17 protein-coding genes and 1 pseudogene are annotated in these 20,451 nt (G+C 42.0%); 16 read left to right on the forward strand and 2 right to left on the reverse strand.

The window, feature by feature from the left end; translation table 11 throughout:
- The first annotated feature begins 22 nt into the window (after nucleotides 1-22).
- The 11 genes and pseudogenes from ftsE to DXB52_RS01050 all read left to right on the forward strand — a co-directional run bounded on the left by ftsE (nucleotide 23) and on the right by DXB52_RS01050 (nucleotide 11,765).
- On the forward strand, nucleotides 23-709 hold the full coding sequence (gene ftsE, locus DXB52_RS01005) for a cell division ATP-binding protein FtsE (protein WP_055160931.1): 687 nt from the start codon (nucleotides 23-25) through the stop codon (nucleotides 707-709).
- Nucleotides 699-1,652: a permease-like cell division protein FtsX gene (gene ftsX / locus DXB52_RS01010; protein WP_117568489.1), complete on the forward strand. Its 954-nt coding sequence runs from the start codon at nucleotides 699-701 to the stop codon at nucleotides 1,650-1,652. The genes ftsE and ftsX overlap by 11 nt, the downstream gene beginning before the upstream one ends.
- A gap of 12 nt (nucleotides 1,653-1,664) precedes the next feature.
- Nucleotides 1,665-2,831 carry a murein hydrolase activator EnvC family protein gene (locus tag DXB52_RS01015; protein ID WP_118106278.1) on the forward strand — a complete coding sequence of 389 codons (1,167 nt, stop codon included), beginning with the start codon at nucleotides 1,665-1,667 and terminating at the stop codon, nucleotides 2,829-2,831.
- A gap of 121 nt (nucleotides 2,832-2,952) precedes the next feature.
- Entirely contained in the window at nucleotides 2,953-3,135 is a 183-nt protein-coding gene (locus DXB52_RS16475) for a hypothetical protein (RefSeq protein WP_472519894.1), read from the forward strand.
- Complete coding sequence (locus DXB52_RS01020; protein ID WP_472519895.1) at nucleotides 3,132-4,172, forward strand: S41 family peptidase; 1,041 nt, start codon at nucleotides 3,132-3,134, stop codon at nucleotides 4,170-4,172. The genes DXB52_RS16475 and DXB52_RS01020 overlap by 4 nt, the downstream gene beginning before the upstream one ends.
- 461 nt (nucleotides 4,173-4,633) lie before the next feature.
- Nucleotides 4,634-5,964: pseudogene (aspS, locus tag DXB52_RS01025) on the forward strand (aspartate--tRNA(Asn) ligase).
- A gap of 140 nt (nucleotides 5,965-6,104) precedes the next feature.
- On the forward strand, nucleotides 6,105-7,331 hold the full coding sequence (locus DXB52_RS01030) for a hypothetical protein (RefSeq protein ID WP_118106280.1): 1,227 nt from the start codon (nucleotides 6,105-6,107) through the stop codon (nucleotides 7,329-7,331).
- Nucleotides 7,332-7,407: 76 nt separating this feature from the next.
- Nucleotides 7,408-7,701 (forward strand): Asp-tRNA(Asn)/Glu-tRNA(Gln) amidotransferase subunit GatC, encoded by a 294-nt coding sequence (gene gatC / locus DXB52_RS01035; protein WP_055157609.1) that lies wholly within the window; start codon nucleotides 7,408-7,410, stop codon nucleotides 7,699-7,701.
- A gap of 14 nt (nucleotides 7,702-7,715) precedes the next feature.
- Nucleotides 7,716-9,206: an Asp-tRNA(Asn)/Glu-tRNA(Gln) amidotransferase subunit GatA gene (gene gatA, locus DXB52_RS01040; RefSeq protein ID WP_118106283.1), complete on the forward strand. Its 1,491-nt coding sequence runs from the start codon at nucleotides 7,716-7,718 to the stop codon at nucleotides 9,204-9,206.
- A 2-nt stretch (nucleotides 9,207-9,208) separates the two neighbouring features.
- The gene (gene gatB, locus DXB52_RS01045) at nucleotides 9,209-10,642 is read left to right on the forward strand and encodes an Asp-tRNA(Asn)/Glu-tRNA(Gln) amidotransferase subunit GatB (protein WP_055160943.1); all 1,434 of its coding nucleotides are present in this window, start codon (nucleotides 9,209-9,211) and stop codon (nucleotides 10,640-10,642) included.
- 181 nt (nucleotides 10,643-10,823) lie between these two features.
- Nucleotides 10,824-11,765, forward strand: coding sequence for a DnaJ C-terminal domain-containing protein (locus tag DXB52_RS01050; protein ID WP_472519896.1), 942 nt, complete (start codon nucleotides 10,824-10,826; stop codon nucleotides 11,763-11,765).
- A gap of 286 nt (nucleotides 11,766-12,051) precedes the next feature.
- Here the strand turns inward: DXB52_RS01050 and DXB52_RS01055 are convergent, their stop codons facing one another.
- Nucleotides 12,052-12,912 carry a class I SAM-dependent methyltransferase gene (locus DXB52_RS01055; protein ID WP_015528327.1) on the reverse strand — a complete coding sequence of 287 codons (861 nt, stop codon included), beginning with the start codon at nucleotides 12,910-12,912 and terminating at the stop codon, nucleotides 12,052-12,054.
- A 391-nt stretch (nucleotides 12,913-13,303) separates the two neighbouring features.
- Here DXB52_RS01055 and DXB52_RS01060 point away from each other — a divergent pair, with 391 nt between their 5' ends.
- The 4 genes from DXB52_RS01060 to DXB52_RS01075 are packed head-to-tail and all read left to right on the forward strand — an operon-like array spanning nucleotide 13,304 to nucleotide 17,225.
- Nucleotides 13,304-14,329 (forward strand): methionine ABC transporter ATP-binding protein, encoded by a 1,026-nt coding sequence (locus DXB52_RS01060; protein ID WP_118106285.1) that lies wholly within the window; start codon nucleotides 13,304-13,306, stop codon nucleotides 14,327-14,329.
- Nucleotides 14,329-14,997 carry a methionine ABC transporter permease gene (locus DXB52_RS01065; RefSeq protein ID WP_117579144.1) on the forward strand — a complete coding sequence of 223 codons (669 nt, stop codon included), beginning with the start codon at nucleotides 14,329-14,331 and terminating at the stop codon, nucleotides 14,995-14,997. Before DXB52_RS01060 ends, DXB52_RS01065 begins: the two co-directional genes overlap by 1 nt.
- A 41-nt stretch (nucleotides 14,998-15,038) precedes the next feature.
- Nucleotides 15,039-15,887 carry a MetQ/NlpA family ABC transporter substrate-binding protein gene (locus DXB52_RS01070; RefSeq protein ID WP_118106287.1) on the forward strand — a complete coding sequence of 283 codons (849 nt, stop codon included), beginning with the start codon at nucleotides 15,039-15,041 and terminating at the stop codon, nucleotides 15,885-15,887.
- Nucleotides 15,888-15,908: 21 nt separating this feature from the next.
- A complete protein-coding gene (locus tag DXB52_RS01075) occupies nucleotides 15,909-17,225 on the forward strand; it encodes an amidohydrolase (protein ID WP_118106289.1) in 1,317 nt (438 codons plus the stop codon).
- A gap of 183 nt (nucleotides 17,226-17,408) precedes the next feature.
- Here the strand turns inward: DXB52_RS01075 and DXB52_RS01080 are convergent, their stop codons facing one another.
- The gene (locus tag DXB52_RS01080) at nucleotides 17,409-18,302 is read right to left on the reverse strand and encodes a 3-isopropylmalate dehydrogenase (protein ID WP_118106291.1); all 894 of its coding nucleotides are present in this window, start codon (nucleotides 18,300-18,302) and stop codon (nucleotides 17,409-17,411) included.
- A 417-nt stretch (nucleotides 18,303-18,719) separates the two neighbouring features.
- On the opposite strand from DXB52_RS01080, the gene DXB52_RS01085 reads away from it, so the two are divergent.
- On the forward strand, nucleotides 18,720-20,117 hold the full coding sequence (locus tag DXB52_RS01085; RefSeq protein ID WP_117540897.1) for an alanine/glycine:cation symporter family protein: 1,398 nt from the start codon (nucleotides 18,720-18,722) through the stop codon (nucleotides 20,115-20,117).
- Nucleotides 20,118-20,451: the final 334 nt, after the last annotated feature.

The raw sequence follows: 20,451 nt of genomic DNA on the forward strand, positions 1-20,451 counted from the left end.
AGATAAGTTTTAGGAGGAACATATGATTGAATTAAGGAATGTGACGAAGGAGTATTCCAAAGGTCATGCTGCCTTGAATGGAGTTTCCGTGAAGATTGAGCGCGGAGAATTCGTATTCATCGTTGGTGACAGTGGATCAGGTAAGTCTACATTGATCAAATTGATCATGAAAGAGTTGAATCCGACCGAGGGTACAATTATCGTCAACGGCCAGAATTTGAACCGTATGAAACACAGAAACATTGCTAAATACAGAAGGGGACTTGGAGTTGTATTCCAGGATTTCCGTCTTTTGAAAGATCGTAGTATTTATGAGAATATTGCATTCGCATTGCGCGTGACTGAGACACCGACCCGTGTAATCAAGAAGAAGGTACCGGCGGCTCTGTCACTGGTTGGACTTGCACAGAAGTACAAGTCATTCCCGAAGGAACTTTCAGGTGGAGAGCAGCAGCGTGTAGCGATTGCAAGAGCAATTGTAAATGAACCTGCCATTCTGCTGGCGGACGAGCCGACAGGAAACCTCGACCCGACAAACTCATGGGAGATCATGAGTCTGCTGAAAGAGGCAAATGAGCGTGGAACAACAGTACTTGTTGTTACACATAACCAGGAGATCGTAAACGAGATGAACGAACGCGTCATTACTATGAAGCAGGGCGTAATCGTCAGTGATGAGAAAAAAGGTGGGTATATAAATGAGGATTAGTACATTTGGATACGTTGGAAAGCAGGGCGTTAAGAATATCTGGAGAAACAAGATGTTTTCACTCGCATCCATAGCGACGATGTCAGCATGTATTTTCCTGTTTGGATTGTTTTTCTCGATACTTGTTAACTTCCAGTATATTATTAAAAGCGCAGAAGAAGGTGTTGCAATCACCGTATTCTTTAATGATGACGCAACAGAGGAACAGAAGAAAGAGATCGGTGAGCAGCTTGAGTCCCGTGATGATGTTTCGGAAGTGAAGTATGTGTCAGCAGATGATGCATGGGCAGAATTCCAGAAAGAGTATTTTGGAGACAACCCGGAACTTGCAGAAGGTTTTAAGGATGATAACCCGCTGGCAGGTTCAGATAACTATGAAGTCTACATGAAGACGGTAAAAGGTGATAATAAGGATCTGATTGCGAAGAGTAAGTCTCTTTCAGCTACGCAGCAGGATCTGGTTAAATTTGCACAGAGTCTGGACGGAGTCAGACAGGTCAATAAGTCAGATGTTGTAGCGAACACACTTTCCAGTGTGAATATGCTTGTTGCATATGTTTCAATTGCGATTATCGCAATTCTTCTCGGAGTATCGATCTTCTTGATCAGTAATACGGTAACAACAGGTATTACGGTCAGAAAAGAAGAGATTGCAATCATGAAATATATTGGAGCGAAGGACTTTGTAGTAAGATCACCATTCGTGATCGAAGGTCTGATCATTGGATTATTCGGTGCAGCAATTCCGCTTGCCCTGCTATATTTCCTTTATGACAAGGCTGTAGTATATATTATGGAGAAGTTTAGTATTCTGAAGAATATCATTACATTCCTTCCGGTTGGAAATGTATATATCTATCTGTTGCCAATCGGGCTGGTAATGGGAATTGGAATTGGATTCCTCGGAAGTTACTTCACTGTTCGTAAGCACTTAAGAGTGTAATAGGAGATACCTATGAAAAGACGGATGAGAAAGGTAACAGCACTGGTTCTGTCAGTCGGAATGATGCTGTCAATGACAATTACTTCCGGTGCTGTGACAATTGATGAAGCGCAGAAAAAAGCAGATGAGCTGCAATCACAGAAGAGTGCAGCTCAGGCTGAAAAAGATACACTTGCTGCGAAACTTAATTCCATCATTGACCAGATGAACAAGACGCAGGAAGAATTAAGTGCCAAGGAAACTGAAATTTCAACAGCTGAGGAAGAGCTTGTACAGGCGAAGGTTGATGAGGATGATCAGTATAACAGCATGAAGAAGAGAATCAAATTCATGTATGAGGGTGGTAATACCCAGTTCCTTGAGATACTGATGTCCAGCAGCAATATTGGTGATCTGCTCAATAAAGCGGAGTATGTATCAAAGCTTTCTTCCTATGACAGAGATATGCTTGTTGCTTTTCAGGAAACGGTGAAAGTTGTAGAAGAAAAGGAAGCAAAGCTTAAAGAGGAGTATGAGAAACTGAATACATTGCAGACCAGTTTGGTGAGTCAGCAGACAGAGGCGCAGACACTGATCAGCAGTAAGGAAGCACAGATTGCGGAGATTCAGAATCAGATCACAGATAATGCGAACCTTCTTGCAGACCTCAAGGCGAAAGCAGAAGCAGCAAAACGTCTTCAGGAAGAGCAGGCAGCGGCTGCTGCAGCTGCTGCGGCGGCAAAGAAGAACAATAGCGGAAGCAGTAGTAACGGAAGCAGTAGTTCCAGACCGGCTTCCAGCGGAAACGTAGTGAGCGGAAGTGGATATTTTACACATCCATGTCCGGGAATGACATACCAGTCCAGTTATTTCGGTGAGGTTCGTTCTTTTGACTCAAGACCACATAAAGGAAATGATTATGCTGCACCGACAGGAACACCTACATATGCAGCAGCAGCCGGAACAGTTATTACGGCAGGCTGGAGCAACAGTGCGGGAAACTGGGTTGTTATAAGCCATGGAAATGGATTGGTGACAAAGTATATGCATCACAGCTCAATTTGTGTGAGTGCCGGTCAGAGAGTAGCAAAAGGACAACAGATTGGATATGTTGGTTCTACAGGATATTCAACCGGAGCACATCTACATTTCCAGGTGGAGCTTAACGGAACACCAGTGAATCCGAATAATTATATGTAAGACAAAGGGATTCAAAATCTTCCTTTCATGTTTACATGAAAGTGATTCAAAGAATAAAGGGGGACAAAGTGGAAGATTCTGCTTTGTCCTTTTCTTTAAATAACAGCGAAAGGGACAGACAATGGAACAGAAAAAGAAAAAGGGATATGGAGCCGGGATTGTTACCGGAATTCTTGCAACAGTTCTTGTCAGCCTGCTTCTCCTTGGGGGATTCAGGGTCATTACAAACACAGCCGGCAGTTATGCATCCGGTAAAGTGACAGAAAAAGAGGTATCAAAAAAACTGAATAAGCTGAATGCTTGATTGATAAATATTATCTGTATGAAGATGAAATTGATACAGATCAGCTGGCAGAAGGAATTTATTCCGGATATACGAGTGCACTGGGAGATAAGTACACTGTTTATTATGATGAAGATGAGACGAAAGCTCTGATGGAATCAACAAGCGGAACATTTTCAGGTGTGGGGGCAACGCTGACAAAAGATGCGGATACGGGCTATGCGACAATTGTAAATGTCTATGAAGACTCTCCGGCAGAGAAAGCAGGACTGAAAGCAGGAGATATCCTGGAGAAAATCGATGACCACGAGGTTGGTGATGAGCAGCTTGATACGGTGGTGTCCTGGATCAAAGGGGAAAAGGGAACAGATGTAAAGATTACAGTTCTCAGAGACGGAGAAGAACTGGAACTGACTGCCACACGAGATACGATCGAAGTGAAGACAGTTTCGTATGAGATGAAGGAGAACCAGATTGGCTATATCAGAGTGTCTGAGTTTGATACAGTAACTTATGACCAGTTTAAAGAAGCGTTGGACGATCTTGAAAAGCAGGGAATGCAGGGTCTTATTGTCGACCTGAGAAACAACCCGGGGGGAAGTCTTGATACAGTTACGAATATGCTGCGTCTGCTTCTTCCGGAAGGTACAATTGTATCAACAAAGGACAAGAATGGAAAGACAGACGAAATCACTTGTGACGGAACTCATGAATTTAAGAAACCAATGGCAGTTCTTGTAAACCAGTACAGTGCCAGCGCATCTGAAATCTTCAGCGGTGCAGTACAGGATTATGGAACAGCGAAGATTGTCGGAGTGACAACGTATGGAAAAGGTGTTGTGCAGCAATTGATGGATCTGGGAGATGGAACCTGTCTGAAAGTGACGATTGCTGAGTATTATACCCCAAATGGAAGAAGCATCAATGGAAAAGGTGTTGAGCCGGATGTGGAAGTGGAATATCAGTATGATGAAGAAAATCCAAAAGCAGATAATCAGCTGGATCAGGCATTAAGCACAGTTCAGGGAGAAATTAGTGAAAGTACACAAAACCGATAGGTTGAAAATATCTTGTTTTGATGAAAAGCTAAAATGTGTGACAATTTGAATAAAACCTCTTGAAAATCAAAAAACTCTGTGCTAATATTGAAAACAAGTTTTAGCAGACTAAAGTGCTGAACCAGAAAAAGGCAAAGAACAAGACTCTGATTCACAGAAACTGACAGGAAGTTGGCGTCACCGACTGAGAGCGCCGGACAGTGGAGTGCGTTAAGGGAACACTTGGGAGCTGGCTGTTTGAACAGGTGAAGTAGGGCAGCACGTGGAGCATACGTTACATGCAAAGAGTGGAATCTGGCTTACACAGGGATAAGATTTGAAATGTGAAGACTGAGATTCAATGCGGGTGGTACCGCGGATATTATGATTGTAATTTCCGTCCCGGGATACTGATGTATCCCGGGGCTTTTTTATTTAGAAAACTTCTTCCCGGGATGCTGGAATCTGAAAGGAGAAGTAAAATGGAATTTGTAACAGGCGTAAAAAAGAAGGAAACATTGGAACTGAGTGAACTTCTCGAAGAGGGAAGAATTGGAACCGAAGTGAAAGTAAAAGGTGCGATCCATACGATCCGCGATATGGGAACAATTGCATTCATTATTCTCAGAAAAAGAGAAGGACTTGTTCAGTGTGTATATGAAGAAAATATTTCCAAATTTGACTTGAAAGATGTGAAGGAAGCAGATACAGTAGAGGTAACAGGTGTGCTTGCAGAGTCTGCGAAAGCTCCGAATGGGATTGAGATTCGCCTTGGTGAATTGAAGATCTTAAGTGAGCCAGCAGAGCCAATGCCGCTTCCGATTGCAAAGTGGAAGCTGAACACATCTTTGGAAGCAAAATTAAACTACAGACCGATTTCTCTGAGAAATATCAGAGAGCGTGCGAAGTTCAGAATTCAGGAAGGAATCGTAAGAGGGTTCCGTGATTTCCTTTATAAAGAAGGATTTACAGAGATCCATACTCCGAAAATCGGTGCCAAGAGTGCAGAGGGCGGTGCGAACCTTTTCCGTCTGGAGTATTTCCACAGACCGGCGATCCTTCAGCAGAGCCACAGTTCTATAAGCAGATGATGGTCGGAGTATTCGACAGAGTCTTTGAGACAGCGCCAGTATTCCGTGCAGAGAAACACAACACAAAGCGTCATCTGAATGAGTACACAAGTCTTGATTTCGAGATGGGATATATTGATGGATTTGAAGATATCATGGCAATGGAAACGGGATTTCTTCAGTATACGATGGAGCTGTTGAAGAAAGAGTATGCAAGAGAACTTCAGATTCTGAATATCGAAGTACCGAAGACAGATAATATTCCGGCAGTAAGATTCGACGAGATCAAACGACTGGTATCCGAGAAGTATGACAGAAAGATCAAGAACCCATTTGACCTGGAACCAGAGGAAGAGACATTGATCAGCCGTTATGCGAAGGAAGAATGGGATGCAGATTTTGTATTCGTTACTCATTACCCATCAAAGAAACGTCCATTCTATGCAATGGATGATCCGGAGGATCCGACTTACACGCTCAGTTTTGACCTGCTTTTCAGAGGAATGGAAATCACAACCGGCGGACAGCGTATTCATGATTATCATGAACTTCTTGCGAAGATGGAGAAGCGAGGTATGACAGATGAAGGCATGGAGCAGTATTTAAGTGCATTTAAGCATGGAATGCCACCACACGGAGGTCTTGGAATAGGTATGGAACGTCTGACAATGAAGATGATGAACGAAGACAATGTAAGAGAAACAACATTATTCCCAAGAGACTTAAGTCGTCTGGAACCATAAGAAGAAAATACAAAAAACGGGTCAATCCCCCTGGATTGAACGAAAAAACTGTTGGATGTGAAGGTCTGAACTGAGAAAGAGAACTGCCCACAGGATGTTGTGGTCAGAAACTTAAGGAGTAGAAACAAGGGAGGGTCTTTATGTTTAAGAAAAAAGAATGTTATCTTTGCGGAGGTAAATTGATTGATGGCCGTTGCAGTTCCTGCGGGCTGGATAACACAAAGCTGGAGAAAAAGAATTACAGGCTGAATGAGAGCAGCTTTGATCGCAAGAAAAAAATGACATATTCCCAGAAACGACAGAATGACACTGGAGAGACAAAAAAACGGGAGAAAAAGCAGGATGCGGGACATCTCTGTGAGAGTCATAACGGACGGAAAAGAACGCAGACAGAATATCAGCAAAAAGAAAATCCGCGGATGGAAATCCCACAGACAGGGCAGATGCAGCTGGGTGGGCCGACGGTATTTAATCCGGCAAGGAAGGTTCATGCAGGATCTTACGAGGAACAGAAAAAGGCAAGGAAAATCAGTGGAATTCTTGCGGGAATCATCGTAGCAATCGTAGCATTTACAAGCATTGCAGGTTCCGTTGGTGATTTCATTTCCTCATTTGGGGATGATTTTCATTCCTTAGATTATGACTGGAATGATGATGGCAGCGAAGTGGATTTTGAGTATGATCCATATATGAATACAACGAGAGAACTTTCTGAGACAGGAGCAACTTATGATTGTGTATTAGGATATGGGGAGTATGAGATCGGAGCACAGATCCCGGAAGGAACTTATGAAGTGGAGCTTGTCTCAGGAGAAGGCTCCATGCAGCAGGATGATCCTGAGAATTCGATTTATTACTATTCTTATTTTAGTGAAGATGAGTCAGATACGGATGCAGGAGATTATCTGGATGATGTGAGACTGTATACAGGAGGTCATCTGAAGATTGATACGGGACTGGTTGTCCAGTTTCATTCTGAGAATGCACAGACGGAACAGATGCAGCTGGAAGAAAATCCGCTGACGGAACAGGTAACATTGAAAGCCGGAAACACTTATACGGCGGGAACAGATTTCCCGCCAGGATGGTATGATGTGACCGAGGCATCAGGAGTCGACTGGGCGGAGCTTCATTACAAGATTTATCTTGGTGATTTTTATGATAAGGAAAATGAAAATCTCAATTATGAAAATTATGGACTCTGGTTTTATGATACAGATGGATCAGAATCTTATAGAAATGCAGTTTTCCCGGAAGGAACAGAGCTGGAAGTGGATGATGGGGACTTAATCCTGACGCCGTCCGGCTCAGTAAAAAACCAGAATTATGACAGTTTCTATGATATGTACCGCTACAGGTCGCAATAAGCTGAGAAATTTATGATACTGATTTTGGAAATTGTCAGGATTAGCAAAGACAGAGTAGAAAGAAAGGATGATTAAATTGGCAAATAAAATATCCGATGAAACAATCGAGTATGTAGGAATCCTTGCAAAGCTGGAACTTTCAGAGGAAGAGAAAGAAGCAGCGAAAAAAGACATGGAACAGATGCTGGATTATATAGATACATTAAATGAACTTGATACAGCAGGGATCGAACCAATGTCTCATGTATTTCCGGTACAGAATGTGTTCCGTGAAGATGTGGTGACAAATGGCGATAACAAAGAGGCAACACTTGCGAATGCACCACTTCGTAAAGAGGACAGTTTTGAAGTGCCGAAGACAATTGGTTAAGGGAGTGAGAGCAGATGGATTTATTAAAACTTACAGCCCTTGAACTGGGCGAGAAGATCAAAGCAAAAGAAGTAACTGTACGAGAAGCAGTCGATGCAGTGATTGGACAGATCAAAGAAGCGGAGTCAGAGATTCATAGCTTTGTGACGATAGATGAAGAAGGTGCTTATGCACAAGCGGAGGAAATTCAGAAGAAAATAGATATGGGCGAACTGACAGGTACACTGGCAGGAGTTCCGGTTGCAGTAAAAGATAATATGTGTATCGAGGGACAGCTTACCACATGTAGTTCAAAGATTCTTTCCAACTTCAAACCGACCTATACGGCAGAGGCAGTTGAGAACCTAAGAAAAGCAGGAGCGGTTATCATTGGTAAGACAAACATGGATGAATTTGCCATGGGAAGTACAACAGAGACATCTTATTACGGACCGACACGCAATCCACACAACACAGCGCATGTTCCGGGAGGTTCTTCCGGTGGTTCCTGTGCGGCAGTGGCAGCATCCGAATGTTATTATGCACTTGGATCTGATACCGGCGGATCCATTCGTCAGCCGAGTTCTTTCTGTGGAGTTGTCGGACTAAAACCAACTTATGGAACTGTTTCCCGATATGGACTTATCGCGTACGGATCTTCTTTAGATCAGATTGGACCGGTAGCGAAAGATGTATCGGATTGTGCGGCAATTCTTGAGGCAATTACATCCCATGATCCGAAGGACAGCACTTCCATGGATCGTGATGATTGTGATTTCACAGAAGCACTTGTAGATGATGTGAAAGGTCTCCGTATTGGAATCCCAAGAGATTATATGGGAGAAGGTCTGGATCCTGAAGTAAATGATGCTGTGATGAAGGCAGCAAAAGTACTCGAAGAAAAGGGTGCGATTGTTGAGGCGTTTGATCTGCGACTTGTAAAATATGCAATCCCTGCTTATTATACGATCGCAGATGCAGAGGCAAGTTCTAACCTGGAACGTTTTGATGGTGTGAAATATGGTTATCGTACGAAAGATTACGATGGACTTCACAATATGTACAAGAAAACACGTTCAGAAGGATTTGGTCCGGAAGTAAAGAGAAGAATCATGCTTGGATCTTTTGTCTTAAGTTCAGGATATTATGATGCTTACTATCTGAAGGCACTTAGAACAAAAGCTTTAATCAAGAAAGAGTTTGACCGTGCATTCCGTAATTATGACATCATTCTCGGACCGGCAGCACCGACAACTGCTCCGGAGCTTGGAAAGAGCTTAAGTGATCCGATGAAGATGTATTTGGGAGATATTTATACAATCTCAGTCAATCTTGCAGGTCTTCCGGGAATGAGCGTTCCGGTTGGAAAAGACAGCAAAGGACTTCCAATCGGTATGCAACTGATCGGAAATGTATTTGAAGAAAAAACTTTGATCCGTGCAGCATATACCTATGAGTGTGCGACAAAGAAGATGCATGAAACACCGGCATCTGTCGGTCTTATGTCAGAAAAGGAGGTGCGTTAACAATGGCAAAGCAGTATGAAACAGTCATTGGACTGGAAGTGCATATTGAGCTGGCTACAAAGACAAAGATCTTCTGTGGATGCAGCACAGAATTCGGTGGCGCACCGAATACACATACTTGTCCGGTATGTACCGGTATGCCGGGATCGCTTCCGGTGTTGAATAAACAAGTTGTAGAATATGCTATGGCGATTGGTCTTGCAACAAACTGTAAGATTACACAAGTGTGCAAATTTGACCGTAAAAACTATTTCTACCCAGATAACCCGCAAAACTATCAGATTTCCCAGCTGTATCTCCCGATTGCCAGAGATGGATATGTAGAGATCGAGAGTGGTTCAGGAAAGAAGAAAGTAAGAATCCACGAGATGCATATGGAAGAAGATGCAGGTAAGCTGGTTCATGATGAGTGGGATGATACGTCACTTGTCGATTATAACCGAAGCGGTGTGCCACTTGTAGAGATCGTATCTGAACCGGATATGCGTTCCGCAGAAGAAGTTATTGCTTATCTTGAAAAACTGCGTATGATCGTGCAGTATTTAGGAGCATCTGATTGTAAGCTTCAGGAAGGTTCTATGCGTGCAGATGTCAACCTGTCTGTCCGTGAAGTCGGATCCGATCAGTTTGGTACAAGAACAGAGATGAAGAACCTGAACTCATTTAAGGCAATCGCACATGCAATTGAAGGCGAGCGTCAGAGACAGATTGAGTTGATCGAAGAAGGAAAACAGGTTGTACAGGAGACAAGACGCTGGGATGACAACAAAGAGCATTCTTATGCAATGCGTTCCAAAGAGGATGCACAGGATTATCGTTATTTCCCGGAACCGGACCTTGTTCCGATCGTGATCAGTGATGAATGGATCGAGAAAATCAAATCTCAGCAGCCGGAACTTCGTACGGAGAAGCTGGAGCGTTACAAGGAACAGTTTGATATTCCGCAGTATGACGCAGAGATCATCACAGGTTCTAAGAAAATGGCCGATCTTTTTGAGGCAACAACAGCAATCTGTGAGAAACCGAAGAAAGTTGCAAACTGGCTGATCGGAGAGACCTTCCGTCTGATGAAAGACAATGGAATGGAGCCGGAAGATTTAACATTCTCTCCGGAGAACCTGGCAAAATTAATTGATCTTGCGGAGGCAGGAACCATTAACAGTTCTGTGGCAAAAGATGTATTCAAGCAGATTTTCCATGAGGATATAGATCCTGAGAAATATGTCGAAGAACACGGGCTTAAGATGGTGAACGATGAAGGTGCACTCCGTGAGACAGCTGCCAAAGTGATCGCAGACAACCCACAGGCAGTCGCAGACTTCAAAGGCGGTAAAGAGAAAGCAATCGGAGCACTGCTTGGACAGACAATGCGCGCCATGAAGGGGAAAGCAAACCCTGGAATGGTGAACCAGGTGCTGCGAGAGTTGTTAAAATAAAATTTGATTTGTCTGTTAGGATTCCTGTAAATGGAACAGATATATTTATTGACCTAATATTGAAATTAAGATTGATATATTGACAGCCTGGAAAATGTCTGCTATATTACAAGTAGAACACAGAGAAATAATAAACTATATATGTTCAAAACAATAAGAGATTCGGAAGGATGTGGAAAGAATGAAACGAGATTATTATGAAGTGCTTGGGCTGTCAAAGGGCGCAGAGGATAAAGAAATAAAGAGAGCATATCGTAAGCTGGCAAAGAAGTATCATCCGGACACGAATCCTGGGGATAAAGAAGCGGAGAAGAAATTCAAAGAAGTGACGGAGGCGTACTCTGTACTGAGTGATCCGGAGAAGAAGAAACTGTATGACCAGTTCGGTCATGCTGCATTTGATCAGAGCGGTGCTGCAGGTTCCGGATATGGAAATGCCGGTACAGGTGGCTTTGGAGGATTCGGCGGAAACGGCGGATTCAAAGGCGGTACTTACCGTAGTTATGGTGGACCGGGAAGTGGATATCAGGAGTATCATTTTGAAGGTGGCGACATGGATGACATGTTTGGTGACATTTTCGGAAATATGTTCCATGGAGGAAGTGCTTCAGGTCGCAGCAGAAGGACATCAGGATTTACAGGAGGATTTGGAGGTGAAAGCTTTAAATCAAAAGGTTCTGATATCAAGGCAGGTATCACTGTAGGATTTGACGAGGCTGCATTTGGTGGAGATAAGGTTATTACTCTGAGTAATCCGGAAAATCCAGGACAACCGGGACAGTCACTGAAGGTTCATATTCCGGCAGGTATTGATAACGGAAAGTCAATCCGTTTAAGAGGAAAGGGAATGCCGGGAACCGGTGGTGGTGAAGCCGGAGATCTTCTGTTGAAAGTAACAGTTGCTCCGAAACCTGGATATGAGCGGAAAGGTATGGATGTATATACAACCGTATCTGTTCCGTATACAACAGCTGTGTTCGGAGGTGAGGCATTGGTCCATACACTGTATGGAGATGTTATGTGTAAGATTAAAGAGGGAACACAATCGGGTTCCAAGATTCGTCTGAGAGGTAAGGGAATTGTTTCGATGAAAGATTCATCGTTCACGGAGACCAGTATGTGACAATTCAGATTGAAGTGCCAAGAAACTTAAGTCCGCAGGCAAGACAGAAATTAAAAGAGTTTGAAGAAATCTGTCAGGGGAGTTCAAGAACAGCATAAATAAATGAAAAGACCAGAGGCTTGTTTTACAAATTGAAACAAGAACCTCTGGTCTTTTCTGCTGTTTAGAATATTGCTGTAGCTGTTTAGAAGTTACTGTGAGCAGTAACGTTTTGCACAGGTACAATTTATAGCCACTGACTCAGAAATTTGAAGCCAGTAACAAACGAATTATAATTGGGATTCTGCTAGTCACGTTCCCAACGACCGGAAGCACCACATGGAAGAACCAATCCTGAATCTGTAACAGGAAGTCCGATCTCCTGAGAATCTACATGTCCGTTCCAAGGTTTTAATTCAGTTGAGATCATGTAGGTAAGTACGGCAGGAGCAAGTCCTGTTGTATAAGAATTCACAAGGAAGAATAGTGCATCCTTGGAAAGAATCTTTGTACAAAGCTTGATGAGTGGATGGATCATATCTTCAATCTTCCAGATCTCGCCTTTTGGTCCACGCCCATATGACGGCGGATCCATAATGATTGCATCATAAGTGTTGCCACGGCGGATCTCGCGCTCAACGAACTTCACACAGTCATCGACAAGCCAGCGGATCGGTGCATCTCCCAGACCGGAAGAAACCGCATTCTCCTTTGCCCATGTCACCATACCCTTAGATGCATCTACATGAGTAACCTGCGCTCCGGCAGCTGCCGCTGCAAGTGTAGCACCTCCAGTATAAGCAAAAAGGTTCAGTACCTTGACCGGACGTCCAGCATTCTTAATCTTTTCAGAGAACCAGTCCCAGTTAGTTGCCTGCTCAGGGAAGAGTCCTGTGTGCTTGAAACTAAATGGTTTTAAATTAAATGTGAGAGAACCGTAATGGATCTGCCACTGCTGTGGGAGACTAAAAAACTCCCATTCACCGCCACCCTTTTTGCTACGGTGATAATGTCCGTTCATCTCCTTCCAACCGCGGTTCTTCTTAGGAGTATCCCAGATGACCTGCGGGTCCGGACGGACAAGAAGATAATTTCCCCAACGCTCAAGCTTTTCGCCACCTGAGCAGTCAAGAATTTCGTAATCTTTCCAATTATCTGCAATCCACATGAATTAGTTAATCCTTTCTATAAAAAATACTTGTAATCATACAGAGACAATCTCAAAAAACGATACATTTTTGAAATTGTTTCGTTTTATATCGTCTATAACATTTCTATTATAATAGAAAGTCCTATGGTAATGCAATGAAAATTTTCAGATTCAGAAATCAAGTGTTGCCAGCCGGTATTGTTCACACGATGTGTGAACAGCATTCTTATAACGGGACTGGTTAAAATGCACTATAAACCTACTAAACACATAGGAATATAAAAACAAAACGCCGAAAACATATAAAACCTATTGACGTAGTAGGTTAATAAGGTGTATCATACGCCTATCGAATCTGAGATGCGAAAAAGTAACAACGTTACATCAAATGATAGATGGAGTGATGAGTATGATAAAAGTAGAACATGCAAACAAAACATTTTCCGGGAAATACGGTACAGTACATGCGCTGCAGGATGTCAGCATTCATGTAGAGAAAGGTGACATCTACGGAATTATCGGATTTTCCGGAGCAGGTAAATCAACTTTGATCCGGTTGGTAAATGGATTAGAGACACCGGATACGGGAAATGTTATAGTCCAGGGAGAAAATCTTGGGAATCTGAAAAAAACGCAGCTTCGCAAGCTTAGAAGAAAAATCGGAATGGTTTTTCAGCAATTTAATCTTCTTGAATCAAAAACAGTGTATCACAACATTGCATTGCCATTGATTCTTGAAAAGGCACCAAAGGAAGAGATTGATAAGAAAGTAAAAGAAGTACTCCAGTTTGTAGAACTGGAAGATAAGAAAGATGTTTATGTAAGCCAGCTTTCGGGAGGACAGAAACAGAGAGTGGGAATCGCAAGGGCACTGACAACAACACCGGACATCCTGCTCTGTGACGAGGCAACAAGTGCACTGGATCCACAAACTACAGAATCCATTCTAAGACTGCTTAAGAAGATCAACCGGGAGATGGGAGTTACAATCCTTCTGATCACACATCAGATGCAGGTTGTTCAGATGATCTGTAATAAAGTAGCAGTTATGGAGAACGGACAAGTAGTAGAGGCCGGAAGTGTGCTTGATGTATTCGGAAAGCCACAGGCACCTGTTACAAGAAGATTCGTTCAGACTGTAGTAAATGATCAGATTCCGGAAAGTATTATTAGTCTTGTAAAAGAACAGAAAGAACATTTCCGGGTAGAGAGGCTTAAGTTTATCGGAAGCAGTGTAAAACGTCCGGTAATTTCGGATATCTGTCATGTGGATGGAATTGTAGTAAATATTCTGGGAGCAACCGTGCAAGAATTGCAGGAAAATGTAATGTGTGTGTTCATTTTGCAGCTGATCGGAACGGAAGAGAAAATACTAGAAGCTGAGAAACAGATTGATGGGAATGGAGTAATCAGAGAAAGAGTGGAGGCGATTTAATGGAACAAGAATATTTTGGAGTATCCTTGGAAAAGTTACTGACCAGTGGGGGACAGACCTTATATATGGTTGCATGGTCACTGATTATTGGAACAATCATAGGAATTATTTTGGCACTGATCCTTGTGCTTTGCCGTAAGGGAGGACTGGTAGAGAATCTGATCCTTTACAATATTGTAAGTATCTATATTAATATAGTAAGAAGTATTCCATTTGTGATCTTACTGGTAGCGATTATGCCGTTGACAAGAGCAATTGTTGGAACGACCATCGGAAGTACAGCATCACTTGTCCCGCTTGTTATTTATATCAGTCCATATCTTGCACGCTTGATGGAAAATAGCTTACTGGAGATTAATCCGGGTATTCTGGAAGCGGCTGAAGCAATGGGGGCATCTACCTGGCAGACGATTCGGTATTTTCTGCTTCCGGAGACACTTGGCTCTATCGTACTTGCATTGACAACAGGTACGATCGGATTGCTTGGTGCATCCGCAATGGCCGGATATGTAGGCGGCGGAGGTGTCGGAGATCTGGCACTGACTTATGGATATCAGAGGATGAATACACCACTGATGATCTTTACTGTAGTTGTACTGGTTGTATTTGTACAGATTCTTCAGCTTGCAGGAAATACAATTTCAAGAAAACTCAGACAACACAGATAATTTTTATAAAGAAAAGAATGAGAAATAAGGAGAATAATATTATGAAAATCAAGAAAATTATTGCAGGCTTATTAGTAGCGACAACAGCATTCAGTTTGGCAGCATGCGGAAATTCAGGTTCAGGAGATACGAAGAAAAGTGACGCGGATACATCAGAGAAAAAGGAAATCGTCTATGGAAAATCCCAGGGACCATATACAGAACTTTTCGAAGATGCAATCGTTCCAATCCTTGAAAAAGAAGGATATACTCTGAAAGCGGTTGACCTCTCAGATCTTCAGACAGCAGATGTTGCACTAAATGACGGAGATGTAGATGTCAATGTAGAACAGCATACAGCATACATGGACAATTTCAATCAGAGTTATAACGCAGATTTGGTTGCAATCAGTCCGATTCCAACAGTCCCGGCAGGAGTTTATTCAGAAAAATACGATTCTGTAGATGAAATCCCGGATGGTGCGAAGGTTGCAGTCCCAAATGATGCGTCCAACACAGCACGCTGCTATCTGATGCTTCAGAAAATCGGCTGGATCAAGCTTGACGAGAATGCTGATCCATCCACAGTTACACAGGATGATATTGTAGAGAACCCACATAATATTGAATTTACAGAAATGAACAGCATGACAATTCCGGCAGCAGAATCTGATTTTGATTATATTGCAATCACAGGAAGTGTTGTATATAATGCAGGCATTGATGCTTCTACAGCACTGGCCAATGAAGATATTTCAGATTATCTTGTACTTCAGGTTGTTGTAAAAGAAGAGAACAAAGATGCAGATTGGGCACAGGCAATCGTGGACGCATACCACTCAGATGAATTCAAACAGTATATGAAAGAAAACAATGATGGATTATGGTGGATCCCGGAGGAGCTTCAATAATTAAGAAAGGCAGTGATGAAAATGGATCAGACAGAAAAATTAATCCTGGAAGCAATCGATCAGCACAGAGATGAGATCATTGAATTTGCCAGAGATATATACGATCATGGAGAACTTGGATATAAAGAATTCAATACAGCAGAAAAATTCATAAAGAAGATGAAAGAATTAGGTCTGCGCACAGAGACAGGACTTGCAATTACAGGAACAAAAGCGTATTTAAATGAAGAAAAGAAAGATACAGCAAGCCTTGCACTTCTTGGAGAACTTGATGCACTTAGGATTCCGGAGCATGCTCATGCGAATCCAGAGACAGATGCGGCACATTGCTGCGGACATCATGCACAGATGGCTGGAATCTTTGGTGCGGCACTGGCTCTTACAGTTCCGGAGATCGCGGAAAAACTGGATGGACAGGTGGTATTTTTTGCAACACCGGCGGAAGAGTATGGTGAAATTGGATTCAAAAATGAGCTGCGCGCACAGGGAAAAATAAAATATGGCGGTGGAAAATGTGAGCTGCTTCGTATCGGCGCATTTGATGATATTGATCTTTGTATTACACATCACATTGCACCGGGGGATGACATCATAGTAGGAAGTGGAACCGGAAATGGATTTGTATCTAAAGTGATCCGCTGCATAGGCAAGGCAGCCCATGCGGCAGGAACACCGGAGCAAGGTGTAAATGCTCTGTCGGCGGCGTCACTTGGTCTGCAGGCACTCGGTCTGAATCGGGAGACATTCCGTGATGAGGATTGTGTCCGTGTCCATCCGATCATTACAAAGGGCGGCAATCTGGTAAATGTAGTGCCTGACGAAGTTGTAGTAGAGACACTGGTAAGAGCAAAAACAATCGAGGCATTTACCGATGCAGCGAAGAAAACAGACCGATCCTTCCAGGCAGGAGCTGTTGCAATGGGAGCGAAGGTTGAAATCACAACACTTCCGGGATACCTTCCGACACTTGCGGAAGAAGCACTCCCAGAATTAAAAAGAGCAGCAGAACTTTCTGCACCGGAAACAAATGTGATCGAGGCATCAGGACATACGGGCGGATCTACAGATGTCGGTGATGTCCAGCACTTAATGCCTGTATATACATTTAATACAGGTGGTGTAAAGGGTGGACTCCATCAGGTGGAATTTGAAGTGACGGATGAGGAAGAAGCTTATATTGTCACTGCGAAGATGTTTGCACTTGGAGCCTATGGACTTTTGAAAGAAAAAGCAGCAAGAAGCAGAGAACTTGTTAAAAATTATAAGCCGGTATTTGAAAATTCAGCAAAGTATGCGGAGTTTATGGATCAGTTTGATTCGAAAGAAGTATTGGAATAATTTGAGTTTCCGTAAGATGTAACTTGAAAATAAATAACTTCTCCTAAAATACCAATCTGCCAGACTTGAATGAATCTCGCCCTATCGCCAAAGGCGATGGGGCGAGATTCGTTACTGTTCACTGGGCAACTGGGACATAAGAAAAACGATGGTATAGACTAAAACAGTCGAAGCCAGAGTCTTTTAAAGCCCAAACTCTTTCAATAACTTCTTTTGATATTCCCTGTCAGCAGCTGCCTTGAGAATATCATCAGTTCTGTTTAGTTCGGATAATTTTAAAATCAGTTGATTAATCCTGTTTACCCCAAGAGATTCCCCTTCTTTTATGCCTTCTTCTCTTTTTTCATCTAATTCATCTTTCATTAATTCTAATAACGCATTACACATATCTCGTTTTCCCTCCTTTAGCTGATTCTCGTTTGCTTTTACTATAATCTCCATAACAGCCTGATACAGCTGATTTTCCTTGTTCTTTTTATAATCTTCTAAAAGGTGTCTAGTAACAGACATGTCTTTCAGGGTATCTGTCAAACTATATAACCAGAGATTTTTCTCTGGTGACAACCGATTTGTTACAATAATCTGAATCGGTAAGATATCTCCAATTACATAATAAATCCCTTCTTCCGGATTATCAATGGTGTAATGGCGTACTTCTTCCAAATGTCTGATCAGTTCTCTTGGGTATCGTTTTGACACTAAGGTGATCGTTAGCTCCTGAATCGGGATTTCATTTACCTTACCTGTATCTGCTTTATAAAAATTTGTATATCCATATACCTTATAGAAATCGTCCACGGAAAGTGAATCGGATGGTGATTTATATTCGATGATATTATACTTGCGGAATATTTTTCCAATATTTTTATGGATTGGCTCCGCATTCTTTTTTTTAATAATCAACACATCAATTGCCATTGGCTTTGAGCTTAATAGATACTCCCGTTCAAATTTTAATTTTTCTTTTTCCTCTCTGAATTCAATCTGCAAGTCGGCATAAAATGCAGGATGCCACTGAAGCATTTTCCCATCTGTCGGTTGTTGTTTTTCCGGCAATTGTTTTCTCTTTTGTTTCATCTAAGAGACCTCCTTATGTGATTTTTCACAGAAGTTCTCTCTCCATCAGAAAACCTCTGCTTTAAATAATGGATTTTAAAAGCATGAATTTTCTGATTTGGCAGGTACGTTCTACCTGTAATGAAACTTTTATATGAATTTAGATGTTTTAGAAAATATGCTTTGAAATAGGATAACATATTTATGTACAATGTTCAATGTTTTTTGGTAATTGTCAACTCCTGGATCGTTACTGTTCGCTCTGTTCACAGTAACGTAACCAAAATTCATTCCAAATTGCCTGTGGCAATGGAATTATAATTCTATACATTTTCCTACTTTTATGGTATAATTTAAAAGTTATTTTACTTGTTTATCAATTTAATGCGATAAACAGTTTCGGCAAAATCTATCATAAGAGAAAGGAATTGAAGAAGTATGTTATCTACGATAGAATCAGTAAATAGTGCTGTGAATAACTTTATCTGGGGCGTTCCGGCTATGATCTGCATTATTGGAGTCGGGCTTTACTTAAGTATCCGGACCGACTTCCTTCAGATCAGAAAATTTCCGTATGCGATGAAAGTGACGATCGGAAGGATGCTCCGCAAAAGAGATGCATCTGACGGTGCACTGACTCCGTTCCAGGCAGTTTGTACCGCGCTGGCGGCGACGGTCGGAACCGGAAATATCGCCGGGGTTGCCGGTGCTATCGCAATCGGAGGACCGGGCGCAGTGTTCTGGATGTGGATCTCAGCACTTCTTGGAATGTGTACAAAGTTTTCAGAAGTTACTCTTGCAGTTCATTTCCATGAGACGAATGTGGAAGGAGATCGTGTCGGTGGACCGATGTATTATATCAAAAATGGTCTGAAAAAGCATTGGCACTGGCTGGCTTATCTGTTCGCTGCATTTGGAGTTCTGACAGTATTTGGAACAGGAAATGCAACACAGGTTAATACAATCACAACAGCAATCGATTCTGCACTTTTTAACTATGGAATCATAGGAAAAGATTCCGTTGGAACATTGAATCTGATTATCGGAATTGTGCTTGCAGTTTTGATCGGTCTGATCCTTCTTGGCGGAATTAAGAGAATCGGTCAGGTCACAGAGAAGCTTGTTCCGTTTATGGCATTGATCTATATAGTTCTTGCACTTGGAGTTGTTGTTCTGAATTTCCAGAACATTCCTACTGTATTTGGATCCATTTTCGAAGGAGCGTTTTCTCCGGCATCTGTGACAGGAGGAGCCGTGGGATCTTTCTTTATGAGTATGAAGAAAGGTGTTTCCAGAGGAATCTTCTCTAATGAGGCAGGACTTGGTACAGGTTCTATCGCACATGCATGTGCAGATACAAAAAAACCTGTAAAGCAGGGATTCTTTGGAATCTTCGAAGTATTTGTTGATACCATTGTAATCTGTACATTGACAGCACTCGTTATTCTGTGCAGCGGTGTTCCGGTTGGATATGGAGAGGCGGCAGGAGCAGAACTTACTATTCTTGGATTTACATCCACTTATGGAAACTGGGTATCTATTTTCACAGCTGTTGCGATGTGTTGTTTTGCATTTTCTACGATTATCGGATGGGGATTGTACGGAACGAGATGTGTGGAATTCCTTCTTGGTACAAAAGCGAATAAGCCATTCATGGTACTCTATGCACTTGTTGCAATTGTAGGTGCTACAATGGAACTTGGATTGATGTGGAATATTGCCGAGACATTCAATGGTCTGATGGCAATCCCGAACCTGATCGCAGTATTCTTATTGTCAGGTGTTGTTGTGAGACTTGTGAAAGAATACTTTGCCGGAGAAGGCAAAGAAAGTTAAAAATAAAACTAGATATAAAAGATTTGAAGCTCTGGTGTTTTTTGAAATCACCGGAGCTTTTTTTAATGAATAAATATACGCGATTATTTATAAAAATAGCATATGGTTTTTCGCATATTGGCAAATAGCATAAAAGCTATGTTGGATAAAAAAGAAAATGACAGAAAACTACACAAAAAGTGCAAGGAAAAATAAGGTAGAAATATACAAAAAAACGGAAAAGTGAAAAACGTTATATTTTATGTCCTATATTGTCCAAGATTTTATTCAGTGGCTATGGTATAATTTTAGAACGACTAAATGTGAAAAAAATATGTTTAAAATATGAAGAAAA

The organism is Ruminococcus sp. OM04-4AA, from assembly GCF_003462585.1.
Lineage (GTDB): Bacteria > Bacillota > Clostridia > Lachnospirales > Lachnospiraceae > Mediterraneibacter > Mediterraneibacter faecis.